Source organism: Stenotrophomonas sp. YAU14D1_LEIMI4_1, assembly GCF_003086815.1.
In the GTDB taxonomy this organism is placed as follows: Bacteria; Pseudomonadota; Gammaproteobacteria; order Xanthomonadales; family Xanthomonadaceae; genus Stenotrophomonas.
Genome location: NZ_CP025997.1, coordinates 1,826,681 through 1,851,073 on the forward strand (window position 1 = coordinate 1,826,681; position 24,393 = coordinate 1,851,073).

The following is a 24,393-nucleotide window of genomic DNA, read 5'->3' on the forward strand; positions in this document are numbered from 1 at the left end:
GGGCATGGATGGTTCTTCTGGCCACATTAATTTGCTCGTCGCTTCTCTTTGGGAAGTGAGTTTTCAGCGCACTGGAATCCAGTTGCTCCAGCAGCTGGGGCGTGATTGGAGGAGTTGCTTTACCTCCTGTCTGACTGCGTAATCCCGAGGAGAGCTTCAAGCGCATCATTGTTTTGAATCAGCTATCAAGCTGATGTGCACATCATAAGAAAGGCGCATTGTGAGCGAACAGAAATTCACCCTCAGTCAGCTCGAGGGCCACCTCTGGGAGTCCGCCAACATCCTGCGCGGCCCGGTGGATGCGGCTGACTTCAAGACCTACATCTTCCCGCTGCTGTTCTTCAAGCGCATCTGTGATGTCTGGGACGAGGAGTACCAAGACATCGTAGACGAGACTGGCGACGAGCAACTGGCCTGGTTCCCGGAGTCGCATCGCTTCCAGATCCCGGAAGACAGCCATTGGAACGACGTTCGCACTAAGGCCAGCAATGTTGGGGCGGGCCTTCAGCGTGCGATGCGCGAAATTGAGAAGGCCAACCCCGAAACCCTGTACGGCGTGTTCGGTGATGCCCAGTGGTCAAACAAGGAGCGGCTGTCCGATGCCTTGCTCAAGGACTTGATCGAGCATTTCTCCAAGCTGCCGTTCGGCAACACTAAGGTCAATTCGGACGTGCTAGGCGATGCGTACGAATATTTGATCAAGAAATTCGCCGACGCCACCAACAAGAAGGCTGGCGAGTTCTATACCCCACGCAGCGTCGTGCGGCTGATGATCGACATGCTCGATCCCAAGGAAGCCGAGACCATCTACGACCCGGCTTGTGGTACCGGGGGCATGCTGCTGGCTGCCGTGCAGCACGTGAAGGAGCAGCATGGTGACGTCAAGCGGCTATGGGGCAAGCTCTACGGTCAGGAAAAGAACTTGACCACCTCATCAATCGCCCGGATGAACCTGTTCCTCCACGGCATCGAGGACTTCCAGGTGGTGCGCGGCGACACGCTGCGCAGTCCAGCTTTCTTCGAGGGCGACAGACTGGCCACCTTCGACTGCGTGATTGCCAATCCGCCCTTCTCGCTGGAGAAGTGGGGAGAGGATCTCTGGGTAAACGATCCCTACGGGCGCAACTTCGCTGGCCTGCCGCCGGCATCCAGCGGTGACTTTGCATGGGTGCAGCACATGGTCAAGTCCATGGCAGTGGGCAGCGGGCGCATGGCTGTGGTGTTGCCGCAGGGCGCGCTGTTCCGCAAGGGCGCAGAAGGAAGCATTCGTCAGACACTGCTGGAGATGGATCTGGTCGAGGCCGTGATCGGGTTGGCGCCCAATCTTTTCTACGGCACCGGTCTGGCCGCGTGCGTCCTGGTCTTGCGCAAGCGCAAGCCGGCCAAACGCAGGAAGAAGGTGTTGATTGCCGATGCGTCGCGCCTGTTCCGTCGTGGGCGGGCGCAGAACTATCTGGAACCCGACCACGCCACCGAGATCCTCGGCTGGTATCGCGACTTTGCTGACGTGCAGGACGCAGTCCGCCTGGTCAGTCTCGACGAGATCAAGGCCGAGGACTGGACGCTGAACATTTCGCGTTATGTCCTGCCGCCATTGCAAGAGGACATCCCACCCCTGCCCGATGCTATCGCGACATTCAAGGACGCGCTCACCCGCTGCCGTGAAGCCGAAGAGCGGCTCGCGCAGGTCATGGCTGAAGGGGGATGGCTGCAATGAGTCACCCCAGCAAACGCATAAGCCAACAAGATCTCGAAAGCTACCTGTGGGGTGCGGCCGTGCTGCTTCGCGGCCTCATCGACGCGGGTGACTACAAGCAGTTCATCTTCCCGTTGCTGTTCTACAAGCGCGTTTCTGACGTTTGGGACGAGGAATACCAGGCGGCGCTGGCCAACTCTAAGGGCGACCTCTCCTACGCCCAGTTCGCCGAGAATCACCGCTTCCAGATACCCCAAGGTGCTCACTGGACCGATGTGCGTCAGACGCCGAAGAGTGTGGGCGCAGCCATCCAGAAAGCCATGCGCGCCATCGAGACGGCCAACCCGTATCTGCTCGACGGCATCTTCGGCGATGCCCCCTGGACCAATCGCGAACGCCTGCCCGACGAAACGCTGAAAAACCTGATAGAGCACTTCTCGACCCAGACACTCTCGGTGGCCAACGTCCCCGAGGACGAGTTGGGCAACGCCTACGAGTATCTGATCAAGAAGTTCGCGGACGACTCAGGCCACACGGCGGCCGAGTTCTATACCAACCGGACCGTCGTCCACTTGATGACGCAGCTTCTGGCGCCGCAGACCGGCGAGTCGATTTACGACCCCACCTGCGGAACCGGCGGCATGTTGATTTCGGCACTGGACGAAGTGAAACGTTCGGGCGGCGAGTACCGCTCGCTCAAGCTCTACGGGCAGGAGCGCAATCTCATCACGTCATCCATCGCCCGCATGAACCTGTTCCTTCACGGCGTGGAGGACTTTGAAATCATCAGGGGCGACACTCTGGCGGAACCGAAGCACATCGAAGGCGACCGTTTGAGACAGTTTGATGTGATCCTGGCTAACCCGCCATACTCCATCAAACAGTGGAATCGAGAGGCCTGGAGCAGTGACAAGTGGGGCCGAAACTCGTTGGGCACGCCGCCGCAAGGCCGCGCCGATTACGCCTTCCAGCAGCATGTCCTGAGCAGCCTCACCTCCAAGGGGCGTAGTGCCGCTCTTTGGCCCCACGGTGTGCTGTTCCGTAACGAAGAACAGGCTATGCGCGCCAAGATGGTTGAGCAGGACTGGATCGAGGCCGTCATCGGCTTGGGCCCCAATCTGTTCTACAACTCCCCGATGGAGTCGTGCATCGTCATCTGCAACCGCAAGAAGATCGCTGCACGCCAGGGCAAGGTGATTTTCATCGACGCTGTCAACGAGGTCACTCGCGAACGAGCGCAGAGCTTTTTGAAGCCCGAGCACCAGCAGCGCATCCTGGGCGCTTACAATGCCTTTGCGGATGTGCCCGGTTTCGCCAAGGTCGCCACACTAGCTGAAATCGGCGCGAATGCAGGCAACCTATCGATACCGCTGTACGTGAAGCGTATTACTGCTGCCATCACTACCGACAGCAGTGGCAACGCGGTATCGCTGCTTTCTACCTGGGAACAATGGCAAACCGATGGCCGCGCGTTCTGGCAACAGATGGATGCACTGGTGGAAACGCTGGATGGGCTGATTACGGAGGACATCGAGCGTGTCTGATAACAATAAGTTGAAGCCGGGTTGGAAGGTCTGGCGCTTCGATCAGATGGCGACGAACGTCAATGTCCGTATCGACAACCCGTCCGAATCAGGCATGGAGCACTACGTTGGTCTCGAACACCTGGATGCCGATTCGCTGAAGATCCGTCGCTGGGGTACGCCGGACGACGTGGAAGCCACCAAGTTGATGTTCAAGAAGGGCGACGTAATTTTCGGTCGCCGTCGCGCCTACCAGCGCAAGCTCGGTGTCTCCGAGTTCGATGGCATTTGCTCGGCTCATGCGATGGTACTGCGGGCTAAGCCTGAAGTTGTACTTTCCGAACTCCTTCCATTCTTCATGCAGAGTGATCTGTTCATGAATCGCGCGGTGGAGATTTCTGTAGGTTCTCTATCACCAACGATCAACTGGAAAACGATGGCGGCGCAGGAGTTTGCGCTTCCGCCGAAGGATGAGCAGGAAAGGCTCCTGGGGGGGCTAACTCGCTTCGAGGAATTCCTGGAACTGACAGAGTCACTATCAGACTCTGCGGAGAAGCTACGCCGTTCATTGATGATCGATCACTTCGAGACTTCATATGCCGAATATCGTAAGGTTTCCGAGATCGGGAAATGGCACAGTGGTGGAACACCCTCGCGGGGGAATTCCGCTTTTTGGGGTGGCCCGATTCCGTGGGTAAGCCCGAAGGACATGAAACTGGTCGAGCTTGATTCAGCTGAGGAGAATCTCACGGCTGAAGGTGTTGAGGCGGGATCGAAGCTGATGCCCAAAGACACGATCATGATCGTCGTCCGAGGGATGATTCTAGCGCACACGTTTCCCGTTGCACGGACGTTGGTGCCTGCTGCATTTAATCAGGATATGAAGGCGTTGGTGGTCAGCGATGAGTATCGGCCTAAGTACATCCAGTATTGGTTCGAATACGCGGCGCCACGCTACCTCCGGCTGGTTTCGGAGTCATCACACGGCACCAAGCGTCTGGAGAGTGACAAGCTATTTTCTCTTGCTGTCCCAAAGATCGACCTTGATGAACAAGACGCATTTATTGCTGAAGTGGATGCCGTGCGGGCTGCGGTAGGCAAAGCGAAATCGAGGCACGCTGATGCGATGAAGATGAAGCGCTATTTCCTTAACCAGAATCTGGCGTCGTGAGGAGGTAGCCATGTCATTCACAGAAGCCAACACCGTCGAAGCCTACGTCCGCGATTTGCTCGCCGGTCCTATCAAGGCTGTCCCGGCCAACACCGTCCAGGAGCCTAGTGTCAGCTACGGTCCTAGCCCCAAAGGCATCGGCTGGCGCTATGTCGCCCCTGCTGATGTGCCGCGCCAGATCCAGGAAGTGCTGGTCGAACCCTGGCTGCGCGATGCGCTCATTCGACTGAACCCCGAGATTGCCGCCCAGCCCGACCGGGCCGACGAGGTGCTCTACAAGTTGCGCGCCATCGTGCTGTCGGTCCGCTCGGACGGGCTGATCCGCGCTAACGAGGAAATGACTGCCTGGATGCGCAGTGAGCGCTCGATGCCCTTCGGCCCTAACAACGAGCATGTGCCGGTGCGGTTGATCGACCTGGATGATTTGGCGCAGAACCAATACATCGTCACCCAGCAGTTCATCTACCGCGCAGGTCCCACCGAGCGCCGCGCCGATCTCGTGTTGTTGGTCAACGGGCTGCCGCTGGTGCTGATCGAGGCCAAGACGCCAGTCAAGAAATGCATCAGCTGGGTCGATGGCGCGGTGCAGGTGCACGACGACTACGAGAAGTTCGTGCCGGAGCTGTTCGTCTGCAATGTGTTCTCAGTGGCCACTGAAGGCAAAGCCTATCGCTATGGTTCCATCGGTCTGCCGGTCAAGGATTGGGGGCCGTGGCATCTGGATCGCAATGGGGAGGATGGTCAGCATCACCCGCTGAAGTCGCTCAAGCTGTCCGCCGAGAGCATGCTGCGCCCGCATTTGGTGCTGGACATCCTCGGCAGCTTCACCCTGTTCGCCACCAACAAGAAAAAGCAGCGCATCAAGATCATCTGCCGCTACCAGCAGTTTGAAGCGGCCAACAAGATCGTCGAGCGCGTGCTGATGGGCTACCCCAGGAAAGGGCTGATTTGGCACTTCCAGGGTTCGGGCAAGTCGCTGCTGATGGTATTTGCCGCGCAGAAGCTGCGCATGCATGTTGGCCTGAAGAATCCCACGGTACTGATCGTGGTGGACCGGATCGATCTCGACAGCCAGATCACGGGCACTTTCACCGGGGCGGACATTCCCAACTTGGAAAAGGCGGACAGCCGCGAGAAGCTGCAACAACTGCTGGCGCAGGATGTGCGCAAGATCATCATCACCACGATATTCAAGTTTGGTGAGGCCGCGGGCAGTCTGAATGACCGCAGCAACATCATCGCGCTGGTGGACGAAGCTCACCGCACCCAAGAAGGTGATCTGGGCCGCAAGATGCGTGAGGCCCTGCCCAATGCGTTTCTGTTCGGCCTGACCGGCACGCCGATCAACCGTGCCGACCGCAACACCTTCTATGCTTTTGGGGCAGACGAGGACGAGAAGGGCTACATGAGCCGGTACGGCTTCGAGGAGTCGATCCGCGACGGCGCCACGCTGAAGCTGCACTTCGAGCCCCGGCTTATTGACCTACACATCGACAAGGCGGCGCTGGATGCCGCCTACCAAGACCTGACCGGCGGCCTGTCGGATCTGGACAAGGACAACCTCGCCAAGACTGCCGCCAAGATGGCCGTGCTGGTCAAGACGCCCGAGCGAATCCGCAAGGTGTGCGAGGACATCGTCGAGCATTTCCAGACGAAGGTGGAGCCCAACGGCTTCAAGGGTCAGATCGTCACCTTCGACCGAGAGTGCTGCCTGCTGTTCAAGGTCGAACTGGACAAGCTGCTGCCGCCCGAGGCTACAGACATCGTGATGTCGGTGCAGGCGTCCGACAAGAAGGAGCACCCGGAGTACTCGCATTACGCCCGAAGCCGTGACGAAGAAGAGCGACTGCTGGATCGTTTCCGCGACCCGGCCGATCCGCTGAAGCTGATCATCGTCACGGCCAAACTGCTGACGGGCTTCGACGCTCCGGTCCTGCAGGCCATGTACCTGGATAAGCCGCTGCGTGACCACACGCTGCTCCAAGCCATCTGCCGGGTGAACCGCACTTACTCCGAGCAGAAAACTCACGGTCTGATCGTCGATTACCTCGGCATCTTCGATGATGTAGCGGCAGCGTTGGAATTTGACGACCAGAGTGTTAAGCAGGTGGTCAGCAACATTCAGGAGCTGAAGGACAAGCTGCCCGAATCCATGCAGAAGAGCCTGGCCTTCTTCGCTGGCTGTGATCGCTCTTTGCAAGGTTATGAAGGTCTGATCGCTGCGCAACAGTGCCTGCCGAACAATGAGGTTCGTGACAACTTCGCGGCCGCCTACAGCGTGCTGGGCAAGATATGGGAGGCGCTGTCACCGGACATTGTGCTTGGCCCGTTCGAGAAGGACTACAAGTGGCTGTCCCAGGTGTACCAGTCGGTGCAGCCCTCGAGTGGCCACGGCAAGCTAATCTGGCATTCGCTAGGCGCCAAGACCATCGAGCTGATCCACCAGAACGTGCATGTGGACGCCGTGCGGGATGACCTTGACACCCTGGTGCTGGACGCTGATCTGCTGGAGGCTGTGCTGTCGAATCCCGATCCGAAGAAGGCCGATGAAATCGAGATCAAGCTTAAGCGTCGGCTGCGCGAGCATGGCGGCAACCCCAAGTTCAAGAAGCTGTCGGAGCGGCTTGATGCCCTGAAGGACCGCTTCGAATTCGGTCAGATCAGCAGCGTCGAGTTTCTGAAGCAGTTGCTGGAAATCGCAAAGGAGACGCTGCAAGCCGAGAAGGATGTCCAGCCCGAAGAGCACGAAGATCGTGGTAAGGCCGCGCTCACCGAGCTTTTCAACGAGATCAAGACTTCTGAGACGCCCATCATCGTCGAACGCGTTGTGTCGGATATTGACGAGATCGTGCGGCTCGTTCGCTTTCCGGGCTGGCAGAGCACGCAAGCAGGCGAGCGTGAGGTCAAGAAAGCGCTGCGAAAGGCTCTCTTCAAGTACAAGTTGCACGTGGATGAAGAGCTCTTCGAGAAGGCCTATAGCTACATCAAGCAATACTACTAACGTATACAGATGCCTTCGAATGAAGCCTTTCTGGCATCACTAGTCGGGCTGGCTGCCAGAAAGCTCTACTAGTTCAGACGAGTTGCCATTTTGCGGAGCAGGAGATGCATGTCGTATGCAGACCTGGATTAGCTAGGGCGACCTCCAACTGTTATATGTTATGCGAGGGTATTAGGTCGCTGGGGATCAGGGGGTCTGGAAGCTGATGTCTCTGGCTCTGATGTTTTTGATAGTCCTAGCTGATTATCGTGAATGCTTACGCAGGCTGGGGTAGCTAGAGGCTTCGGGTCTTGAAAATAGTTGGGATCTGCGCTCCGCCCAGAGGGATATTCCTGACCTCCAGTTCTCCTGTTGATGGATACTGAGCGAGCGTCGCAGCGCAGGTGCCCGTCCACACGCGGTGGCACCTCGGTTGTCATTACGGCATTCGTGTTCGGGAAATTGGGCTCACTCGGCCTAACCTCCCGACAAGCCCGCTCAACCAACCCTCGGCAAGCCAGAAACAGCCCATCACACCCTCATCCAAATACTGGTCTGGCTCCGCTGCCACCCGGCAGCGGTCTGCAGCGTGCGGCAGTTCCAGCACCGTCAGCGCTCCCACCATCGCGCGCTCGCTCCTGGCCACGCCGACGCGGCGGCCGGGAGACACGTCGGTTTCTGGCCAAGGGTGCCCATCCCCCTTCGCAGCCGCGCATGCGCTTGAGGATGCCGAGCAGAGAGTTAAGGTCGGGTAGGGGAGTGTCGTCGTTGATGGGCTCAACAACGGTGTAAGAGGGGAAGGCGTCGGATTCGTTCATGGCGTCGGCTTCCGTGGCTGCCGCATTCGCGCAGCGGTCCTGCTGATGGTGATTCAAAGTGGCGCAATCGCTCATGCCACAAGCGAGTAGCGCGACCGCCTTCTTTGCAGTAGTTCTTACTCCGCATCCCAGGCAACGGCGCGATCAAGGCGAGGTCCGGACTCGATAATGAAGCGTATGATGCGATGGCGATGGCGATGGCGAGCGCGAGTGGGTGGGGTAATCCTTGGACAATGCGTCGCATAAGTGTTGGATGTGTCGCCGCTATACCTAGGCGAGAGCTGGCTCCTAAGATTGTTGTACGCCTGCACCGATCTCGTAGTTCTGCGGCGCCAATTCGACTAGGAACGATAGAGAATGACAATCGCCGACGTAGTGATAGTCGCTTAGGACTACCGGCTTGCGGCCACTGGTGGCGGGCATAATCCGGACTCTAAAGATCCCCGCCAGTTACGGCGGGGAGTCGCATCTTAAGTATGCTAAGAAAAGGCGACCTTGACCTCTTCCGAAAGCGGGTCAGCAGATCGATAGAACCCAAATCTCTTATCTATTTGATCTACAAAGTAGTCGTGAACGAAGGACACGACTTCCATGTGGTCTTCGTATATCAAGTGCAGTTGATTGCTGTAATTGGAAGATCGGGGGAATATGCGCCAATGAACAAGCTCGCCCTGGAAAGTATCCACCCGTCCATCGCTGCGTATTACCAGGATCCTATCGGATAGCTCCACGACGCTCCCGAAAGGTGCAGTGCCAGTCGATACAACTGAATCTGCATTAAGGTTAGCAGCGATGCGGTCGAGTATCTTGAACTCTCCGGTCGACTCATTCATTGCCCTCTTTCTGGACTTGGATGAATCACTGCGCTCCACGACGGATATGGATCCATCCGATATCCGGTAGAATTTTTCGCGTGCGCCCCATGAGAAGGACTTGGATTGGTCGTCGGTTGAATTGTCAAAGAATTCAGAAAAATTGATGACGCGATCAAAAAGACGAATCTTCTCAGTCCTTCCTCTTTGCCGCTCTTCTCTGAAATTTGCAAGAAACCCGTCAGACTCGGTCCACCCCACCACGCTCTGGAATGCCCAGTCGCACGCACTGCATGGTCGCTGAGCAAGAAGCTTTGATGCGGCGAGTCTGGCGTCGCTACCTTCACGATCAAACGAAAATTCCAGTAATCCATCATCTCCTGCGGCAGCGGCCACAGCAGTGTTGCGGTCAGATGCTTTCACTTGGATAAATTTTGCATCGTGGTGCTTTTCGACAAAAGCACCTGAGGATCGCTTCCCTATGTGTCCCCTCGCGCAGCTAAAGAGTCCATTATCTCCGGAAGCAATGACGTTATTGTAATAAATATCCGTGTCGGTAGGCATGAAGTCGAATGGACTGGATGTCTCCCTTCCCATTTCTCGAGAGTTATCACTAACCCATAGATCCATCGAGGCCAAAGTGTCAAGTTGCGACTTAATTACTCTGGACACCTCGGGATCAAGTAGAATCTTTCTAACTTTTTCATTGTAGAAGAGCTCGCCATCCACGAAGGCAATCCGTAGCGCGGTCATTACTTTGAAATTATGATCTGCTATCGAATCGATGAACTGGCGCCAGTCGAATCGTCGTACACCTCCGCCATCCGTAAATAGAATTATTTCTCCCGAGTAAATTTGGGAGTCCCAAAATGCGCCGGGAATTCTGATCTTTACGGCGTCCATTTCTTTCCTCTGTGGATTTTCGCTTTTGCCGCCCTATTAATGTAGCCAATGGCATTCCAGCTATTCAAAACGTCCATTGTTGGCTTATCAAATGGAGAAAGCCAGTGCGCAACTGGATAGCCATGCCAAACTCCCTGGTTGGAGACAAATTTGGCGATGAATAGGTTGTCATTCTTGGGCGATGTTCCCAATAAAGAAGGGGCGGGTACGCCACCATTCAAAACGTGAAGCCCCCAATATGCGCCATTCGCTATCCATCCGCTGAGAGTCGCGAGGTTATAGCACGCGGTCTCATCGGGCGGCGTGATACACCACTGCGACTTCTTGTTAGCAAATGCGGCTGACCTATGCTGCGGGTGATGCCTGTATACCATCGAGCCCCCCTCTGGTAGCTTCCATAATTTCCTTATTAGCTGCAACGCTACCTTAGAAGACGGTCAATCGCAATGATGAGGAATCTGTTGAGGCCTAAGGTAATTTAAAAAAATCTTCTCGCACTGCACGGCAGTTCCCTCACGAATTGCTGGCGTGCGGTAGACGAACCAGCCCATGATCGAAGTGATCCATGCACCTGGAATTTGCTGATGCGGAATGCTTCGGAACACGCAGGTAGGCGCGAGGTGTTACTGGTCGAAATGTAGCAGGTGATGCCGTGGTAAGCACGGCCGGCGCACACAGAGCCACGTTGCTACCCCTCGCCTCGTCTACGGGGGCCGACCTATACAATGGGGACGATCCTGTGCATCGACGTTCTTTAGAGATGGTATTGATTGAGCGATACGGTGATGGAGAATGTGCCTCACGAGATTGTCCGGGTGCGCCTGTTCGCAAGCGCCTATGGGTCACCTGATGCGTGGGTAGTTGCTGTTTCAGCGCACGCCCGTGCGGCGAAGTAACCGATAGTTCGGAAACAACAAGGCTGCGGTCTCAGGGAGGGATATGATTGCTCTTTCCATTGCCGAGCTGAGATCATCCTGAAGTGGCCGAGATGATGTGGAGAAGCACTGCGTGTTTCGTAGTGCCGAGGTGGAGCATCCACGCATGGCGCAGGTTTACACTGCGCCTCAGTCCCGAGGAGTATCACCCATGTTCAGTGGAAAGGTCGCGGTAGTCACGGGCTCCACCAGCGGTATCGGTCTTGGCATCGCCACCGCGCTGGCGCGGCAGGGGGCCGACATCTTGCTCAATGGCTTCGGTGATTCGGCGGAGATCGAACGTATCCGCTCCGGCTTGGAGACAGAGTTTGGGGTGCGGGTGGCACACGATGGAGCCGACCTTTCACGCGGCGAAGCGGTACGGGAAATGATCGCCCGCGCTGTCGCAACGATGGGCCGTATCGACATCCTAGTGAATAACGCCGGTATCCAACACACCGGCTCGATCGAGGACTTCCCGGTCGAGAAGTGGGATGCGATCCTGGCGCTGAATCTATCGGCGGTGTTCCATGCAACGGCGGCGGCGCTGCCGTACATGAAGCAGCTGGGTTCGGGCCGCATCATCAACATTGCTTCGGTACACGGGCTGGTCGGGTCGGTGAACAAGTCGGCCTATGTGGCGGCTAAGCACGGCGTGGTCGGGTTTACCAAGGTGACGGCGCTGGAGAATGCGGGCAACGGCATCACCGCCAACGCCATTTGCCCCGGCTGGGTACGCACGGCGCTGGTGGAGCAGCAGATCACCGCGCTGGCGGAGCGGGATGGCACCGATCAGGAGGTCGCCGCGCGTGAGCTGCTGGCCGAGAAGCAGCCTTCGCTGCAGTTCGTGACGCCGGAGCAATTGGGGGACATGGTGGTGTTCCTGGCCTCGGATGCTGCGGCGCAGATTACGGGTACAGCATTGCCGATGGATGGGGGCTGGACGGCGCGCTAGCCACCGGCTAACGCTGCAATCTCGTGTACTCCCAGCTGCCCGCCACGTTCGCGCCTTGAGGAATGGAGACCCGCAGATGATCAACCCAGAGCTTCTATGCATGCTGGTGCTGGCGGTTTTACCTGGCATTGCAACGGGCGCTGGCGCCCCGAACCCGGCACCCATCTATTCGAACGTCTGCATGCACCCCGAATCCGGCGACCTGCTGGGACTGGAGGTTTCGTTCGTTGGGGGTCCGGATGGTGGATATGCCGTGGTGCAGCGATACGAGGGCGAAGCGAGCGCCCCTGAGGTCATGAAGATCAAGCCACGGGGCAATTCTTTAGTTCTGATGCGCGGGAACATCGAGTCGATCGCTGTGCAGCGGGAAGCCAGAGGACTGCATGTAACCCATCTCGACGGCGCGCAGAGTTTGGCTGGTACATCGACCGAAACGCTGCCGCCTGCACCGGCGGTCTGGCAGGGAAGGCAGGTTGCGGTGTGCAAGTAACCCCGCCTTTCTGCAACCACGGCAGACCCGACGTCCCAACCAGCTAAAACACCGGCAGCAACCCCAACTCATACATCCGCATTTCCAGCGCGTTCGCCACCCGCACATGCTTCTTGTCGGCCAGCTTGAACGCCCCATCCACCGACACCACAATCGATCCCCCCGGCGCGGGCAGAATCAATGCGGCCTGTGGTAACTCCGCCGCGCTCACTGCCCGGCGCACATACGCCATCCACCCCAGGCAGTGCCGCCCGGGGTAGCTTGCGCAGGCATCGTGGTAGTTCACGAACCGACCATTCAGCCGGTCGTAGACGTCGGCAAATGCGTAGCGGGTGCCCAATTCGCTTTCCAGCACCGCCAGCATGATGCCGGCGATCCAGCGGGTGGGGTTGGCCTGCACGTCGGCGGGCCGGTTGACGACCACGGTCATGGTGCCGACGCCCGGACTGTAATCAATATTGATCAGCCCGGGCAGGCGCTGGCCGGTTGGCCGGTTCAACAGCGATGCACTGAACGTACGCACGGGCGCCAGTTCGGCGCGCACCCGCAGGCGGTGCAGCACGGCCGGGACATCGTCCAGCCGCAGCGGCACCTGGCCGGGGGCGTTTACCTCGCAGTACCAGGTGTCGCTGCCGGGAAAGCGCTGCAGCATCTCGACCAGTTGCAGGTAGGCGGCTTCGTAATCGGTGTGGTGGTGTTTGGCAATCTGGAAGCGGAGAACGACGCTGATCATCCGCGCGGCCGGATGTCCTGGCAGACCAGTTCGGCCAGGCTGCGGCAGGCCAGGAACAGGCCATCGACCACGCCTTCGCTCAGGTGCCGATCGGGTGTGGCTACGGCGCGGCAGCGCTCTGCGGCGTGCAGCACTTCGGCCACGGTGAGCAGACCGGCGGCGGCGCGGTCGATACGGGCCAGGGCCATGCGACGGCCAAGGGGCAGGTGGGTTTCGGGCCAAGGCTGGCCGTCGGCGCCTTCGCCTGCGCGGATGCGGTCGAGGCAGCCGAGCAGGGTGCTGAGGTCGGGCGAGGGGTTTTCGTCGTCGTTGATGGAATCAGCGGTGGCGCTGAAGGGCAGGGCGTTCGGTGCGGTCATGGCGTCGGCTTCCGTGGCAGAGGCACAGCAGCGCCACCCGCGCAAGGCGGGGTGGCGGACGGTACGTGGCTGCAAACCGGGACAGACAGTTGCCATAGACCGGCGGGTCCGAAGACCCCCACGCACCGCCCGCCATAGACGGCCGACGGATTGCCCGCCGGCACCGGTTAAGGACGGTGCCGACGGGCAAGCGTAAACAACTTCTGTCTCGGGTTTGCATGCCCGGCCACCCGTTGTCGGTGGCACGCCATGTTGTCTACGCGTGCACGCTCGCTTCAATCAGAAAAATCCGAAACGTGCTGATGTATCGAGAGAGCGGAGACGATTGTCGCATGCACGATCAGTGGCACATGCGACACGAGGGCGCTCGTCCGTGCCGCGGGCGGGCGTGGCGCGACATGAAATGACGCAAACGGCGCGGAAAGCCCAAAGATGCGTGACGTTTTTCGCTTAGGAGTAGTTGTATGAGGCATTCCCTGCGAGGTCGCGGCAGACAGAACGCATGACGCGATGTGGCGCATCGGGCCGATTTGACGTGCCGAATGCGTCATGGGCCGCTGCGCTCGCCGGGCATGGCCCGGCGCTACCTGGGGGCGCCGCGGGCGCTGTGGGGTAGCGCCGGGCCATGTCCGGCGGCACCCTGGACTTGGCCAGCCGCGCGATGGGGTCGACCAACAGGATGCTGCCGTCGGCACTCACCATGAAAAGTCTGCCGCATATCGCGATCTTTGAACGGCAAGCTACATGGATCGAGCCGGACCTGATTCCACGAGTGCGACGTCCTGTTGCTGTCTGCTTCCGATCTGCTCTGCCTTGGCCTGTTGCAGGGCGTCCAGTTGAGCAAGGCGTTGCTCCGCCGACATCGAGAGTGCCTCCTGCATTGGCATGTGTGCCCTGTTGGAGGCCGGATCGGGTGAGGGGTGTCCGCATCGCCAGATGTGTACGAATTCCCCTCCGGCTACGGTCTCGGTCGGCATATTGGACGCGACTCTAACGTCATCTTTCGCCGTGAAGCCCTTTTGGGTAGCCAATACGAGCAGGCTTGCGCTGAGTCGTTCGCTGTTGTCGTCCCAGGACTTTCCCACGCTTCGATCTAGTTCGCGAACGCCGCTGCAGATCTTATCGAACAAAGCCTTGTCTGCGCTTCCCGGGTGCTCGGGGCGAGCTGGTTGGGCACTGAACTCTGGCGTTGGGTAGGTGTGCTCGTGCGAATCGCGCGTGTGCTGAAATAGTCCGCGCGTCGGTGGTGTCGTGCTCGTATCCCAGTACGTTTGAGGTGTTGTGGCGGTAGCTTGGGGGAGCGTAATTCCGTTGTGTTCGAGCAGTCTCTCGCTGAGACGCAGGCGCTGCATATCAAGATGAAATTGCGGTTCAACGCCCGAAATCGGGTGGGCATAGGCCCTGTCAAAAGCGATGGCACGGCTGACGGCGCCCGCCCCATAGTAATTCGGGTAATCAGAATCGCCACGGAAGCCTATGCCGGTGGTCTGATTTCGTGCCACGCCGGGCGTGCCGACGGGAGGCTTGTCGAAGTAGTAGTTGGCTTGCGTTGTGATGTTCTGTGCCGTCATCGATAGCGAGCCATTCTCGTTGAACTCAAATCCGCTCCGAGGTCTGGCATGTCTTGGGTTCTGTGGATCGGCTTCGATGAAATCGTCTGTCCGGCCGATGCGCAGATTCCGCATGGCGGTCATGTCGGCTGCAGGGTCCGTCTGCCTTACCCTATCAACCAATGCGTTCCATCCTGCTATCTGTGCTTTGGCCTCATCCTCGCGGTTGCTTGCGATCAAGGTCTCAATGGGTAATGTGTAGTCGTTGACGGGATTGTTGTCCCGTGCAATCGCCTTTACCGATGCGTCAAACTGACGATAAGCAGATGCGACATCTACCTGATTGAACGCATGTTGAGTCTCGTGACCTAAGACAAACGTCAGGTCGGCCGCTGCGCTGCTCTGCATGAATCTGTCTGCAGGCTGGTTCAGTGTGGCGGGCGGGATGCTCATTGTCTTATCGCCAGGGTAGAATGTTCCACCTGCGACGGTTCCACTAAGCGGTGCAAAATTCTCGAGCAGCATGTGCTGCCGCCTGCCGTTACCTGTGTCGTTGACGTTGCTGCTGTCTGTAGTTACGACGGCTCGTTTCATTTCGCTGGCGAGCGTGGGCGATCCGTTGATTGTCGCCTGCAGATTGGTGACCATGTCCTGCGTCACGGGTTGGCTTTGGCCATTCGAATCGGTGTAGGTGCTATGAGCAAATCGGATGCTCATTTCCTGCAGTCGCAATGCACCCCGCAGCGATTCGTCGGCTCCCGTTCCTGCGTCAATGGCAGGGAGGGTGACTACGCCGCTGCTCTTGTTGTACGAGCCTGCCAAAGATTCATGGCCAGCCTGGCCCAACGCGAACCCGGACAGATGCCCGGCTGCAGCCTGTTCATTGAGCCGTTCAAGCAGGTCCTGATCAGCATCCAGCGTCGCGCGCAACTGTGCTTGCTGCTCTGAAGAAACGCCCGGTTCACTCGAAAACCGAGATAGCGCCGCCTGCAGCGCTGCGTTCGGAGATGTCATCCGTGTTAGCCCCCAAGCTTGTGGATGCTCAGCGTCTTAACGCAGTCGCGGGCAGATTGGCTTTCCGTAGATGTCAGATGCTGCGGAATGATCTGAACACGCACATTATTGCGTGTGTAGTTGAATGCCACAGCCCAACCAATCTCGTTGTAGCTGACGGGTTCGGCGTTGAACCCCATGGCGTCCAAGGAGGTTCGATAGGTGTTGAGATCGAGCCCGCAAGGTGGGCCATTGGTGTCAGGGGTCTCCTTCGACCTTATCAGCTCGATTGCGACGTTCGAGTACTGCGGACGGGAGTCGTCGAGGTTGTAGGTGACGCTGTACTGCCAATCGCCGCCGGGCATCATCAGTGTGTAAAAACCTGATTCATCGTTTGCGTCGGAATCGAATGGCGTACCTACTGCATTCCGAATGGAAGTCGCTGTCAGCTGGTCGAAGTTGTCGGTGCTTTCAATCATTTTGAGAAAGCGGTGGCCGAGCAGTTCAGGTGTGATTTGCGTGTTGCCGTTCATGTCGCGTCCTTGTCTGTCCGTCACGGTCGTCGCGCCTGTCGTAGTTCCGCAAGCGGCTGCAATTAGAAGCGTTGATGCAATCGTGGCTTTGTAGATAGTTTTCACATCTCGCCCCTGCTTGGCTCTCTGAGAAGGTACGCTATCCGGGCCGGGCATTGCGATTCGGCCTTCACCGGCAGGTGGGGATGAAGCGCGATATGTGATCTTCGCCACATTTGAATGTGAGCGCTGAATGCAGGTAGCGACAGTTCTTGCGTGCAAGCCTTTTGCAGCGCGGTGGGGTAGCGATCAGGCGGCGATCAACAACATCGGATCGATCAGCGGCAACACGCCCCTGGCACCCAGAGCGATGCTCTGGCTGCAGAACACAAACCCCAGTGGATTGACCGCCCGCACCTGCTCGCGGGGGACGCTTTCGATATCGCCCACTTCGTCCACGGCCAGAGCCAGCACCTCTGCGCTTGCCTGCACCAACAGCATCGCCGGGCAGGCGCTCCCGAACGCACCCAGCCCGCTGAGCCGGCGCAGGTCGACCACCGTCAGTGCTTCGTCGCGCACGGTAACGGTGGGGCGGCCTTCGCCGCGTGCGCGGCTGAAGGTTTCAGGGCCACGGATTTCCACAGCGGCCTGCACGTCCATGGCAAACCACTGATTACCCGCGCGCACGGCCAGGAATTCGAAAAAGTCATGCGACAACGGGGCCGGTTGACCGGCCAAAGGGGAATGCGGCTGCAAGGGAAATCCGGGGGAAGGGGCGCTGCTGATGCGCTGCAATCATGCCGTGCCGGAATGCCCGGGTGTGTGCGCGGCAGATGAAGGCCGAGGCGCACATTCAGCTTCTGCTGGGCAAGCGCCCGGCGGGCGTCAGGTCTGGGCGTAGGGCGCGGCGTCCAGCTGCCGGGCCAGATCTGCCGCGCTGATCGGGCGGGACAGGGCAAACCCCTGGATCTCATCGCAGCCATAGGCCTGCAGCAGGGCCACCTGTTCCGGCGTCTCGGCGCCTTCGCCCACGGTGTTGTAACCCAGGCCGTGGGCCAGGCTGATGACCGCCTGCACCTTCAACTGGGCGCGCATATCGGTGGGCAGGTCGTGGATCATCGACTTGTCCAGTTTGATGGTGTGGATGGGCAGTTCGGTGAGGTAGCCGAAGTTGCTGTAGCCACTGCCGAAATCATCGATGGCCACGCGCACGCCGGCCGCGGCCAGCTGCTGCAGTTGTTCGCCAGGCAGCGAATCGGCACGCAGCCATTCGCCCTCGGTGATCTCGATTTCCACATCGCTGCAGGACAGCCCCTTGCACAGCAGCGCGGAAATGAAGGCATCGGCCATGCCCTTGCGGGACACATCGCGCGCGGACAGGTTGATGGACAGGGTGAGGCTGAGGCCTTCGCGCCGCCACTGCGCCAACTGGCTGAAGGCGTGTTCCAGCACCCAGGCGGTAACGCCATCCATCAGCGTGGTGCGCTCGAATACGGGAATGAACTCGGCCGGGCTGACCGCCCCCAGCTGCGGGTGGTTCCAGCGCAACAGCACTTCGGCCGCCACCGGGGCGAGATCATGGGCGCGGAAGCGCGGCTGGTAGACCAGGTGGAACTGGTCCTGCTGCAGTGCCTGCTGGCCGTCGGTGGCAAGCCGGTAGCTGCGCTGCAGGCGTTCATCGCGGCTGGGCGAGTACCAGCAGCAGGTGACCTGGCTGGCAAGGGCCGAGCCGAGCGCGATCATCATCTTGCGCAGCACGTCGTCGGCACTGTCACGGCCCAGGGCGGCCTCGCACAGGCCGGCATGGAACTGCGGCGCCAGCGGAACCGATGCCGCCATCAATGGGCGGATGAGATCGTCGTGCAGCAGGTGAACCAGGCGTTCGATGGCCTCGCGCGTGGGCAGTTCCACCACGAAGGCGAAGCGGGTGGCGCCCACATGGTAGACCTGGGCCACGCCGTCGAGGGCCAGGTTGAGGCGTACGCCGGCACGGCGGATCAGCGCTTCCAGCGGCACCATGCCCAGCACCTGGCCGGCCTCGTGCACGCGCGGCAGATCCAGAATGTCGATCATGACCGCGAAGCACGGCTGGCCCGGCGCGCGCACCGCGCGCGCGGCGTAATCGATGGCGAACTGGTGGCGGTTGGGCAGGCCACTGACCGGATCGCGACGGCCGCTGAGGGTGCGCAGCTCCAGTTCGTTCATCACCGCCATACCCAGCGTCTGCAGTTGTCGGCGGTCATCGGCGGAAAACTGCCGGGGCACGCTGTCCATTACGCACAGCGCACCGATGGGCACACCGTTGGCGGCCACCAGGGGCGTACCGGCATAGAAGCGCAGGTGCGGAGGCCCGGCCACCAGCGGCAGGCTGGAAAAACGCGGATCCACACGCAGATCGTTGATGACCAGGCCGGCTTTGGAGCCGATGGTGTGGGCGCAGATGGAATCGCGGATATGCGATTCGGCCACGTCCAGGCCCTGGCGCGAGATCAGCCGCTGTCGGTCTTCTTCAATGAGCGAGACGAAGGCCACCGGCGCGCGGAAGGTGCGCGCCGCCAGGTCGGTCAGCCGATCCAGCGAGGCGCCCGCGGCGTCGTCCAGGACGTCCAGGCTGCCCAGCGTCGACATGCGTTCTTCGGTACGGGTAGGGGCCATGTGCGTGTTCCGGTTGAACAGGGGCGCCATAGAGCCGAAGCAGGGCCGTGCAGGCGGCACGGCGGTGATGACAGGGTTGCAGGTGCGGGGCGGTGCCGTTGTGCAGAAACGGCAAGCATCGCGTCAAGACGGGTTTTCGCGCCGCTGGCTGCGACGCCGGTACAGCACGGTGCGGTTGCGGCCGCCGTGCTTGGCGCGGTACAGCGCCTTGTCGGCCTGGCGGATGACCAGGTCTGCGTCGCCCTGGGTTTCAGGGTAGTGGCTGACGCCGGCTGAAATGGTGACGTGCCCGACGCTGGGGAAGGCGTGCGCCTGGATCACGCTGCGCAGGCGCTCGGCCACCTGCAGCGCGGTGTCTGCGCTGACCTCGGGCAGCAGGGCGAGGAACTCCTCACCGCCCAAGCGGCACAGCACGTCCTGCGGGCGCGCGTTGGCCCGCATGCACTGGGCGATGCCGGCCAGCACCTGGTCGCCGGTATCGTGGCCGTGCTGGTCGTTGACGTCCTTGAAGTGGTCCACGTCCAGGGTGATGACCCCGAATGGCACGCCCGAGGCATTGAGCGCGCTGAGCGCGCGTTCGAGCCCGCGCCGGTTGAGCAGCTGGGTGAGGGGATCGGTGAGGGCGGCCTTGTCCAGCAGCCCGATGCGTTCGTTGAGGTTGCGGAAGCTGACCAGCACGGCCTGCTTGAGCTGGGCGGCTTCGTGGTACCAGGAATTGACCGCCTTGACCTGGGTGATGGCGGCGCCGACATCCTGGTCCTGTGCGTGCCGGGCCAGTTCCTGCAACGGCGAGGCGATGCGCCGCGAGCACAGCCAGATCAGCAGCAGGGTCAGCAGCCCCAGCGGCGCGGCATTGCGCAGCACCGTGGCCGTCAGGCTGCCCATGGGGGCCACGGCCGCATCGGTCGGGCGCTGGGCGACGATGCCCCAGCCGGCCGCGGGCACAGGGGCGAAGCCGGCCAGCATCGGCACGCCGTGGCGGTTGTGCGAGTGCAATGCGCCGGCGCGGCCCTGGCTGAGTGCCTCCACGGCGGCATTGCGGGTGGCGGCCTGGCCGACGCGGTCGGGGTCGGGGTGGTAGAGCACGGTGCCATCGCGGCTGACCACGTACAGATACGAGCCATCGTCGTAGGGATGGGTGCCGAGCAGGCTGTGCAGCGCATTGGGGTCGCGCAGATGGATGGACGCGGTGATGTAGCCAGCGTAGTCGCCATCGGCGTTGAACACGGGGTGGGAGAGGGTGACCACCAGGTTGCCGGTGTGGGCAACGAATGGATCGCTGACCATCGGCACCCGCTGCTGCAGCGCCTGCCGGTTGGCCGCGCTGGTGAGGGCCTTGCCCTGCAGCTCGGGCAGGGCCGGTGAGGTGCCCACCACTACGCCCTGGGCATTGACCGAGATGACGCTGTTGAAGGCATCGGTCTGCAGCTTGACCCGTTCCACTTCATCGTCGTGCGCGGCGGGCTGGGCGGCGTTGCGGCTGAGACGTTCGGCGCCGACTGCCAGTTGCTGCTGCGCGTTCAGCACGAAGTGCTGGGTGGACTGCGCCAGCGAGTGCGCATACACCCGGTTGGCTTCCAGGCTCTTTTCAAGCAGCTGCTGGCGCTGCACCTGGTAGCTGGCCCAGACCGCATTGCCCAGCATGACCAGGGCCGAGAGCGCGGCAAGCGCGAGGATCAGCCGTTGCAGGTTCACCCGCCGGATCGATGCGTTCACCCTGCGCCCCAGGCAGTTGGTAGGGCCTCAGGTTACAAGCCGGGGGCAGGAGGGCGCGTGGGCAGGCCTTCACACGACTTAGCCTAGGCTCGGGCCAGCACGGCCACCAGGGCCATCCTGGTTTCGCTGCTGTTCCATCGCCAGATGGTGCTCCCGCTGAATGCTACGAGCCAAGGGCAGCATGCATGCACGGGTATGCTCATACTCGATCCATCGCCCCACACGGTGCCTGGTTGATTGGGTTGGGCAGAGTTTGGCGTTACCTCAGTCAGTGGCGTGATCGCCCGTTGTCACTGGATACATGCGCTATTGAAGGGTGCGCTTACAGCGCGCACTCGTCGCTAACATCCAATGTAATGGTGTAGTCGGTGTTGCCTGAAAGTACCCCCGCGTCCTTGTAAGCCACCAGCGCTTGCCTGAGGCTCTCTTTGATCGATTGCTTGTATGGGCCAAGTGTCGGTGGCAAGCCATTGGTTCCGTTCAGTCTGACCAGTAGCCAATGCGACCCCCCTGGTTCTCCCGGCTTTCCGTTCCCATTCAACAGGTCCAAGCGGAGCGTCAGCAGCGTTCCTTTCCAGTAGAACGACCACACGCTTTCATGCTTTGTCTCCGCCTCAAGGCCTCGCGACAGGATCCTGAGATAGATGTCCTGCTCGCGATCGATGGTCCACTGACGGGAAATTCCCCCGCTTCTGAAGCTGGCGTCAATCTCGGCCAAGTGATATCTGGCCGCATCCTCCGGCGAGATGTACTCGTTGACGAACGGCATCGTTTCCTCCCTGAGTGCGCTGTTGGCCTTCATGGGATTCTATCCATACAGGACGGGTAGCCTCATGCGGCGTCTGCGCCCGGCCGGCATGCCCGAGCTAGAGTAGGGGCGTGCCGCATGATGTCCCTGAGTTCGGCCAAGCCAAAGGCGTCACCACCAGCCCCTGCACCTGTCGCCCCATTTCCGATTAGCATGCCCCCACCGGGCGCTGGTTGTTCGCGCCGACCCCGTTTCCCCCACCAGCGAAGGACCGCGAATGGAAACGCTGACCGTAAGACAGGTAGCCTGGAAAACCCTGCTGATCAATCTGATCGCGGTGGTGGTGCCGCTGTCGGTCATCGTGCCGTGCGCCTATGCCATCGAGCACACATCCGCGCAGACCGCTTTCCTGATCGCCACGCTTTCGGTGGTGGGTGGGGTGAACTACCTGATCGTGCGCCGTGGCACCTACCTGATTGATATCGTGCTGTCCCCGGGCGCCATTGCGATCCGCCACGGTGAGCGCACGCTGTTCGCTTCACCGTTCTCGGCAATTCGCAGCTACAACGCTTACCCGTTCATCAACCGCCGCGGCGGCCATGTGCTGCGGCTGGATTCTGCAACGGGTCGTTACTGCGGCCTGCTGACCTGGCGCGACTTCAACGCACCCGACGAGAAGGACAAGGCCAGCTTCAACGGCCTGTACAGCGTGCTGGATCAGCATGTTGGGGGGCGCAAGCGGAGCACGGGCGTTGACCTGCTGCTGAAGCTGTTCTCGGCCACGCCCTATATCGCCTTGACGGTGGCGCTGCTGATGCTGGTGGGCATGTTCGTCTACGTGATTCAACGCTGAAGCGGGCAGGGCGGCACAGGAGATTGCCATGAAGGATGCGCAGAACAGCACAGGCTTGCATGCATGGATGGCCGCGAAGCCAGGGCGCCGCCTGTTGGTCGCGGCCGTGCTGTTCGTGGCAGGCATGACCGTGTTCTTCGCCGCTTGGTTCGGCCTGGCCCTGCTGTTCGGCGACCGCGAAGACGGTGGCGCGCTGGCACTGAACACGGTGCTGGTGGGGTTCTGCGCCGTGGTGCTGCTACCGGTGCTGCATCGGGGCATGCTGCGCGGCTTCTGGCATCACGCGCGCGAGGGTGAGGCCGGGGGCACGCCCGTTTCATTTCAACTGGGCGCCAACGTGGCATCGCCGCACGCCGATGTGCGTTGGCCGTGGTCGCTACGGCTGCGCCATGGCGCGCTGTACGTGCTGGGCATGGCGCTTGTCTTGTTCGTGTTCCTGCCGTTGGACAACCAGCGCACCTTCGGTAGCTGGGTCAGCCGTTTCAGCGTAAGCCCCGCGTTTGCGGGCCAACTGAACGTGCTGCTGTTCGCGTGGCTGCCGCTGCTGGTACTGATGGCGTTCTGCATGCTGCTGCTTTACCGCCAGGTCCGCCGCCGCGATGCCGGTCTGTTGGATGAAGCGGGCAAGCGACTGCTCAACGCCGAGATGAGCTGGCTGTTCGCCTTCGCCGGGGCGCTGGCCGCCACGATGCTGGTGTGCCGCGTGGCGGGGGCCGTGGTGGGGGCGTAGCGGCGCAGGGTCACCCCTTCGGCTTGGCAAACACATCCAGGCCGGTGCCCGTTTCCAGCATCGATTTCAGGCTGGACAGCACGATCGGCCAGCCCTGGCGGATGCCGGTATCCATGCCGCTGCCTGGCTCCAGGTCGTCGTGGGTAACGGTCAGCCGCACCATGTCTTCATAAGGCACGATATCGAACGTCACCCGGCTGTAGCTGGCTGGGTTGTCGGCCTGCGATGCCGCCGCCCAGGTGATGACCAGGCGCGAGGGTGGGGTGCTTTCCACCACCTCGCCGACCAGTTCGACCGTGCGTGCATCGTTGGCGCGCACATGCTGCCAGCGCGAACCGGGCTGCCAGTCCGAAACGTTTTCGTGACCCCAGTAGGTGCGTGCGACTTCCGGGCGGGTGATGGCATCGAACACTTTCTGCGGTGTGGAGGCGATGTAGATCACGTGGATGAAGCGGGTGGCCTCGGTGGGCATGGTCATTCTCCTTCCAGTTCGCGTTTCAGGTCATGCAGCAGCGTCAGCCGCTGCTGCTCGAACTTGCGTACCCAGCGCGCGTAGACGTCGTGCAGCGGCACCGGGTTGATGAAGTGCAGTTTTTCGCGGCCGCGGCGCACGGTGCTGATCAGGTTGGCGTCTTCCAGCAGGCCAAGGTGCTGGGTGGCGGACTGCCGGGTCATCTGCAGGTGGTCGCATAGCTGGCCCAGGGTCTGGCCGTTCTGCGCACACAGCCGGTCCAACAGGGTTCGGCGCGTGGGGTCGGCCAGGGCTTTGAAAACCTTGTCTGCATCCATGCGGTGGGTCAGTTCCACTCGTCAATCTTGATGTCGCGTGGGCTGGGTTGGCCGGTGCCGGTTTCCAGCAGGGATTTCAGGCTCATCAGGAACATGGCCCACTTGGTGCTGCAGTGCCGGGTAAATTCGGCGCGCTCGCTCCAGCCTTCGTGGGTGAACAGCACGATGCTGTACTCACCTTCCTGGCGCAGGGCGAAACGGATGTGGGTGCCGATCCATTCCGGCGGGCCGGCCAGCACTTCCCAGAGCACCAGGGTGTCGGGTTGCAGTTCCTGCAGCTTCATCTGCATGACGCCGCGTTCTTCGCCATGGGCGGTGAAACGCAGGTGCAGCGTGCCGCCCGGGTGCCGGTCGCCGGCAGTTTCCTCGGTCCACCAGGCGGCAACGCCCTGCGGGGTGGCCAGGGCCTGGTAGACCTGTGCGACGGGTGCTTTGATACCAACGCGGTGCGCGATCTCGACCATCTCAGCGTCCTACGGTAGGAGGGCGGCCC

20 protein-coding genes and 1 pseudogene are annotated in these 24,393 nt (G+C 60.6%); 8 read left to right on the forward strand and 13 right to left on the reverse strand.

Features of this window, described 5'->3' with window-relative positions; translation table 11 throughout:
• Nucleotides 1-220: 220 nt before the first annotated feature.
• The 4 genes from C1932_RS08510 to C1932_RS08525 are packed head-to-tail and all read left to right on the forward strand — an operon-like array spanning nucleotide 221 to nucleotide 7,391.
• Nucleotides 221-1,717 (forward strand): class I SAM-dependent DNA methyltransferase, encoded by a 1,497-nt coding sequence (locus C1932_RS08510; protein ID WP_108761827.1) that lies wholly within the window; start codon nucleotides 221-223, stop codon nucleotides 1,715-1,717.
• A complete protein-coding gene (locus tag C1932_RS08515; protein ID WP_108761828.1) occupies nucleotides 1,714-3,240 on the forward strand; it encodes a class I SAM-dependent DNA methyltransferase in 1,527 nt (508 codons plus the stop codon). Before C1932_RS08510 ends, C1932_RS08515 begins: the two co-directional genes overlap by 4 nt.
• Nucleotides 3,233-4,390 carry a restriction endonuclease subunit S gene (locus C1932_RS08520; RefSeq protein ID WP_199912016.1) on the forward strand — a complete coding sequence of 386 codons (1,158 nt, stop codon included), beginning with the start codon at nucleotides 3,233-3,235 and terminating at the stop codon, nucleotides 4,388-4,390. Before C1932_RS08515 ends, C1932_RS08520 begins: the two co-directional genes overlap by 8 nt.
• Before the next feature lie 10 nt (nucleotides 4,391-4,400).
• A complete protein-coding gene (locus tag C1932_RS08525) occupies nucleotides 4,401-7,391 on the forward strand; it encodes a type I restriction endonuclease subunit R (protein WP_108761829.1) in 2,991 nt (996 codons plus the stop codon).
• Between the two features lie 452 nt (nucleotides 7,392-7,843).
• Here C1932_RS08525 and C1932_RS20150 read toward each other — a convergent pair.
• Both C1932_RS20150 and C1932_RS19795 read right to left on the reverse strand, forming a co-directional pair.
• Nucleotides 7,844-8,188: pseudogene (locus C1932_RS20150) on the reverse strand (hypothetical protein); the annotation flags it as partial.
• Nucleotides 8,189-8,667: 479 nt separating this feature from the next.
• Nucleotides 8,668-9,903 carry a hypothetical protein gene (locus C1932_RS19795; RefSeq protein WP_159094512.1) on the reverse strand — a complete coding sequence of 412 codons (1,236 nt, stop codon included), beginning with the start codon at nucleotides 9,901-9,903 and terminating at the stop codon, nucleotides 8,668-8,670.
• A gap of 1,086 nt (nucleotides 9,904-10,989) precedes the next feature.
• Here C1932_RS19795 and C1932_RS08535 point away from each other — a divergent pair.
• Together C1932_RS08535 and C1932_RS08540 are read left to right on the forward strand one after the other, a co-directional pair.
• Complete coding sequence (locus C1932_RS08535) at nucleotides 10,990-11,772, forward strand: 3-hydroxybutyrate dehydrogenase (protein WP_108761830.1); 783 nt, start codon at nucleotides 10,990-10,992, stop codon at nucleotides 11,770-11,772.
• A gap of 76 nt (nucleotides 11,773-11,848) precedes the next feature.
• Nucleotides 11,849-12,262 (forward strand): hypothetical protein, encoded by a 414-nt coding sequence (locus C1932_RS08540; protein WP_108761831.1) that lies wholly within the window; start codon nucleotides 11,849-11,851, stop codon nucleotides 12,260-12,262.
• Nucleotides 12,263-12,305: 43 nt separating this feature from the next.
• Here C1932_RS08540 and C1932_RS08545 read toward each other — a convergent pair whose 3' ends face one another.
• The 8 genes from C1932_RS08545 to C1932_RS08580 all read right to left on the reverse strand — a co-directional run bounded on the left by C1932_RS08545 (nucleotide 12,306) and on the right by C1932_RS08580 (nucleotide 21,582).
• A complete protein-coding gene (locus tag C1932_RS08545; RefSeq protein WP_108761832.1) occupies nucleotides 12,306-12,995 on the reverse strand; it encodes an Imm52 family immunity protein in 690 nt (229 codons plus the stop codon).
• Nucleotides 12,992-13,354, reverse strand: coding sequence for a hypothetical protein (locus tag C1932_RS08550; RefSeq protein WP_108761833.1), 363 nt, complete (start codon nucleotides 13,352-13,354; stop codon nucleotides 12,992-12,994). Before C1932_RS08550 ends, C1932_RS08545 begins: the two co-directional genes overlap by 4 nt.
• A 740-nt stretch (nucleotides 13,355-14,094) precedes the next feature.
• Nucleotides 14,095-15,918: an XVIPCD domain-containing protein gene (locus C1932_RS08555; RefSeq protein ID WP_108761834.1), complete on the reverse strand. Its 1,824-nt coding sequence runs from the start codon at nucleotides 15,916-15,918 to the stop codon at nucleotides 14,095-14,097.
• Nucleotides 15,919-15,923: 5 nt separating this feature from the next.
• Nucleotides 15,924-16,430, reverse strand: a complete 507-nt coding sequence (locus C1932_RS08560; RefSeq protein ID WP_108761835.1) for a hypothetical protein — start codon at nucleotides 16,428-16,430, stop codon at nucleotides 15,924-15,926.
• Between the two features lie 288 nt (nucleotides 16,431-16,718).
• Nucleotides 16,719-17,204 (reverse strand): chemotaxis protein CheW, encoded by a 486-nt coding sequence (locus C1932_RS08565; protein WP_234412324.1) that lies wholly within the window; start codon nucleotides 17,202-17,204, stop codon nucleotides 16,719-16,721.
• 90 nt (nucleotides 17,205-17,294) lie between these two features.
• The gene (locus tag C1932_RS08570) at nucleotides 17,295-19,064 is read right to left on the reverse strand and encodes a sensor domain-containing phosphodiesterase (RefSeq protein WP_234412326.1); all 1,770 of its coding nucleotides are present in this window, start codon (nucleotides 19,062-19,064) and stop codon (nucleotides 17,295-17,297) included.
• A gap of 123 nt (nucleotides 19,065-19,187) precedes the next feature.
• Entirely contained in the window at nucleotides 19,188-20,780 is a 1,593-nt protein-coding gene (locus tag C1932_RS08575; RefSeq protein ID WP_234412328.1) for a sensor domain-containing diguanylate cyclase, read from the reverse strand.
• 322 nt (nucleotides 20,781-21,102) lie between these two features.
• A complete protein-coding gene (locus C1932_RS08580) occupies nucleotides 21,103-21,582 on the reverse strand; it encodes a hypothetical protein (protein WP_234412330.1) in 480 nt (159 codons plus the stop codon).
• Between the two features lie 223 nt (nucleotides 21,583-21,805).
• Between C1932_RS08580 and C1932_RS08585 the strand changes: the two genes are divergently transcribed.
• Together C1932_RS08585 and C1932_RS08590 are read left to right on the forward strand one after the other, a co-directional pair.
• Nucleotides 21,806-22,381, forward strand: coding sequence for a hypothetical protein (locus tag C1932_RS08585; RefSeq protein WP_108761836.1), 576 nt, complete (start codon nucleotides 21,806-21,808; stop codon nucleotides 22,379-22,381).
• Nucleotides 22,382-22,448: 67 nt separating this feature from the next.
• Complete coding sequence (locus tag C1932_RS08590) at nucleotides 22,449-23,111, forward strand: hypothetical protein (RefSeq protein ID WP_234412332.1); 663 nt, start codon at nucleotides 22,449-22,451, stop codon at nucleotides 23,109-23,111.
• Nucleotides 23,112-23,121: 10 nt separating this feature from the next.
• Here C1932_RS08590 and C1932_RS08595 read toward each other — a convergent pair whose 3' ends face one another.
• The 3 genes from C1932_RS08595 to C1932_RS08605 are packed head-to-tail and all read right to left on the reverse strand — an operon-like array spanning nucleotide 23,122 to nucleotide 24,364.
• Complete coding sequence (locus C1932_RS08595) at nucleotides 23,122-23,583, reverse strand: SRPBCC family protein (RefSeq protein WP_108763395.1); 462 nt, start codon at nucleotides 23,581-23,583, stop codon at nucleotides 23,122-23,124.
• Nucleotides 23,584-23,585: 2 nt separating this feature from the next.
• Entirely contained in the window at nucleotides 23,586-23,900 is a 315-nt protein-coding gene (locus tag C1932_RS08600; protein WP_108763396.1) for a metalloregulator ArsR/SmtB family transcription factor, read from the reverse strand.
• A gap of 8 nt (nucleotides 23,901-23,908) precedes the next feature.
• Entirely contained in the window at nucleotides 23,909-24,364 is a 456-nt protein-coding gene (locus C1932_RS08605; protein WP_108761838.1) for an SRPBCC domain-containing protein, read from the reverse strand.
• Between the last annotated feature and the right edge of the window lie 29 nt (nucleotides 24,365-24,393).

Excerpts from the sequence above, each read along its gene's own strand:
- C1932_RS08600 (WP_108763396.1), bottom strand. The coding sequence starts at position 23,900 with ATGGATGCAGACAAGGTTTTCAAAGCCCTGGCCGACCCCACGCGCCGA.
- C1932_RS08525 (WP_108761829.1), top strand. The coding sequence starts at position 4,401 with ATGTCATTCACAGAAGCCAACACCGTCGAAGCCTACGTCCGCGATTTG.
- C1932_RS08585 (WP_108761836.1), top strand. The coding sequence starts at position 21,806 with ATGGAAACGCTGACCGTAAGACAGGTAGCCTGGAAAACCCTGCTGATC.
- C1932_RS19795 (WP_159094512.1), bottom strand. The coding sequence starts at position 9,903 with ATGGACGCCGTAAAGATCAGAATTCCCGGCGCATTTTGGGACTCCCAA.
- C1932_RS08595 (WP_108763395.1), bottom strand. The coding sequence starts at position 23,583 with ATGCCCACCGAGGCCACCCGCTTCATCCACGTGATCTACATCGCCTCC.
- C1932_RS08540 (WP_108761831.1), top strand. The coding sequence starts at position 11,849 with ATGATCAACCCAGAGCTTCTATGCATGCTGGTGCTGGCGGTTTTACCT.
- C1932_RS08560 (WP_108761835.1), bottom strand. The coding sequence starts at position 16,430 with ATGAACGGCAACACGCAAATCACACCTGAACTGCTCGGCCACCGCTTT.
- C1932_RS08515 (WP_108761828.1), top strand. The coding sequence starts at position 1,714 with ATGAGTCACCCCAGCAAACGCATAAGCCAACAAGATCTCGAAAGCTAC.
- C1932_RS08570 (WP_234412326.1), bottom strand. The coding sequence starts at position 19,064 with ATGGCCCCTACCCGTACCGAAGAACGCATGTCGACGCTGGGCAGCCTG.
- C1932_RS08590 (WP_234412332.1), top strand. The coding sequence starts at position 22,449 with ATGGCCGCGAAGCCAGGGCGCCGCCTGTTGGTCGCGGCCGTGCTGTTC.
- C1932_RS08555 (WP_108761834.1), bottom strand. The coding sequence starts at position 15,918 with ATGACATCTCCGAACGCAGCGCTGCAGGCGGCGCTATCTCGGTTTTCG.
- C1932_RS08580 (WP_234412330.1), bottom strand. The coding sequence starts at position 21,582 with ATGAAGGCCAACAGCGCACTCAGGGAGGAAACGATGCCGTTCGTCAAC.
- C1932_RS08605 (WP_108761838.1), bottom strand. The coding sequence starts at position 24,364 with ATGGTCGAGATCGCGCACCGCGTTGGTATCAAAGCACCCGTCGCACAG.
- C1932_RS08535 (WP_108761830.1), top strand. The coding sequence starts at position 10,990 with ATGTTCAGTGGAAAGGTCGCGGTAGTCACGGGCTCCACCAGCGGTATC.
- C1932_RS08545 (WP_108761832.1), bottom strand. The coding sequence starts at position 12,995 with ATGATCAGCGTCGTTCTCCGCTTCCAGATTGCCAAACACCACCACACC.
- C1932_RS08550 (WP_108761833.1), bottom strand. The coding sequence starts at position 13,354 with ATGACCGCACCGAACGCCCTGCCCTTCAGCGCCACCGCTGATTCCATC.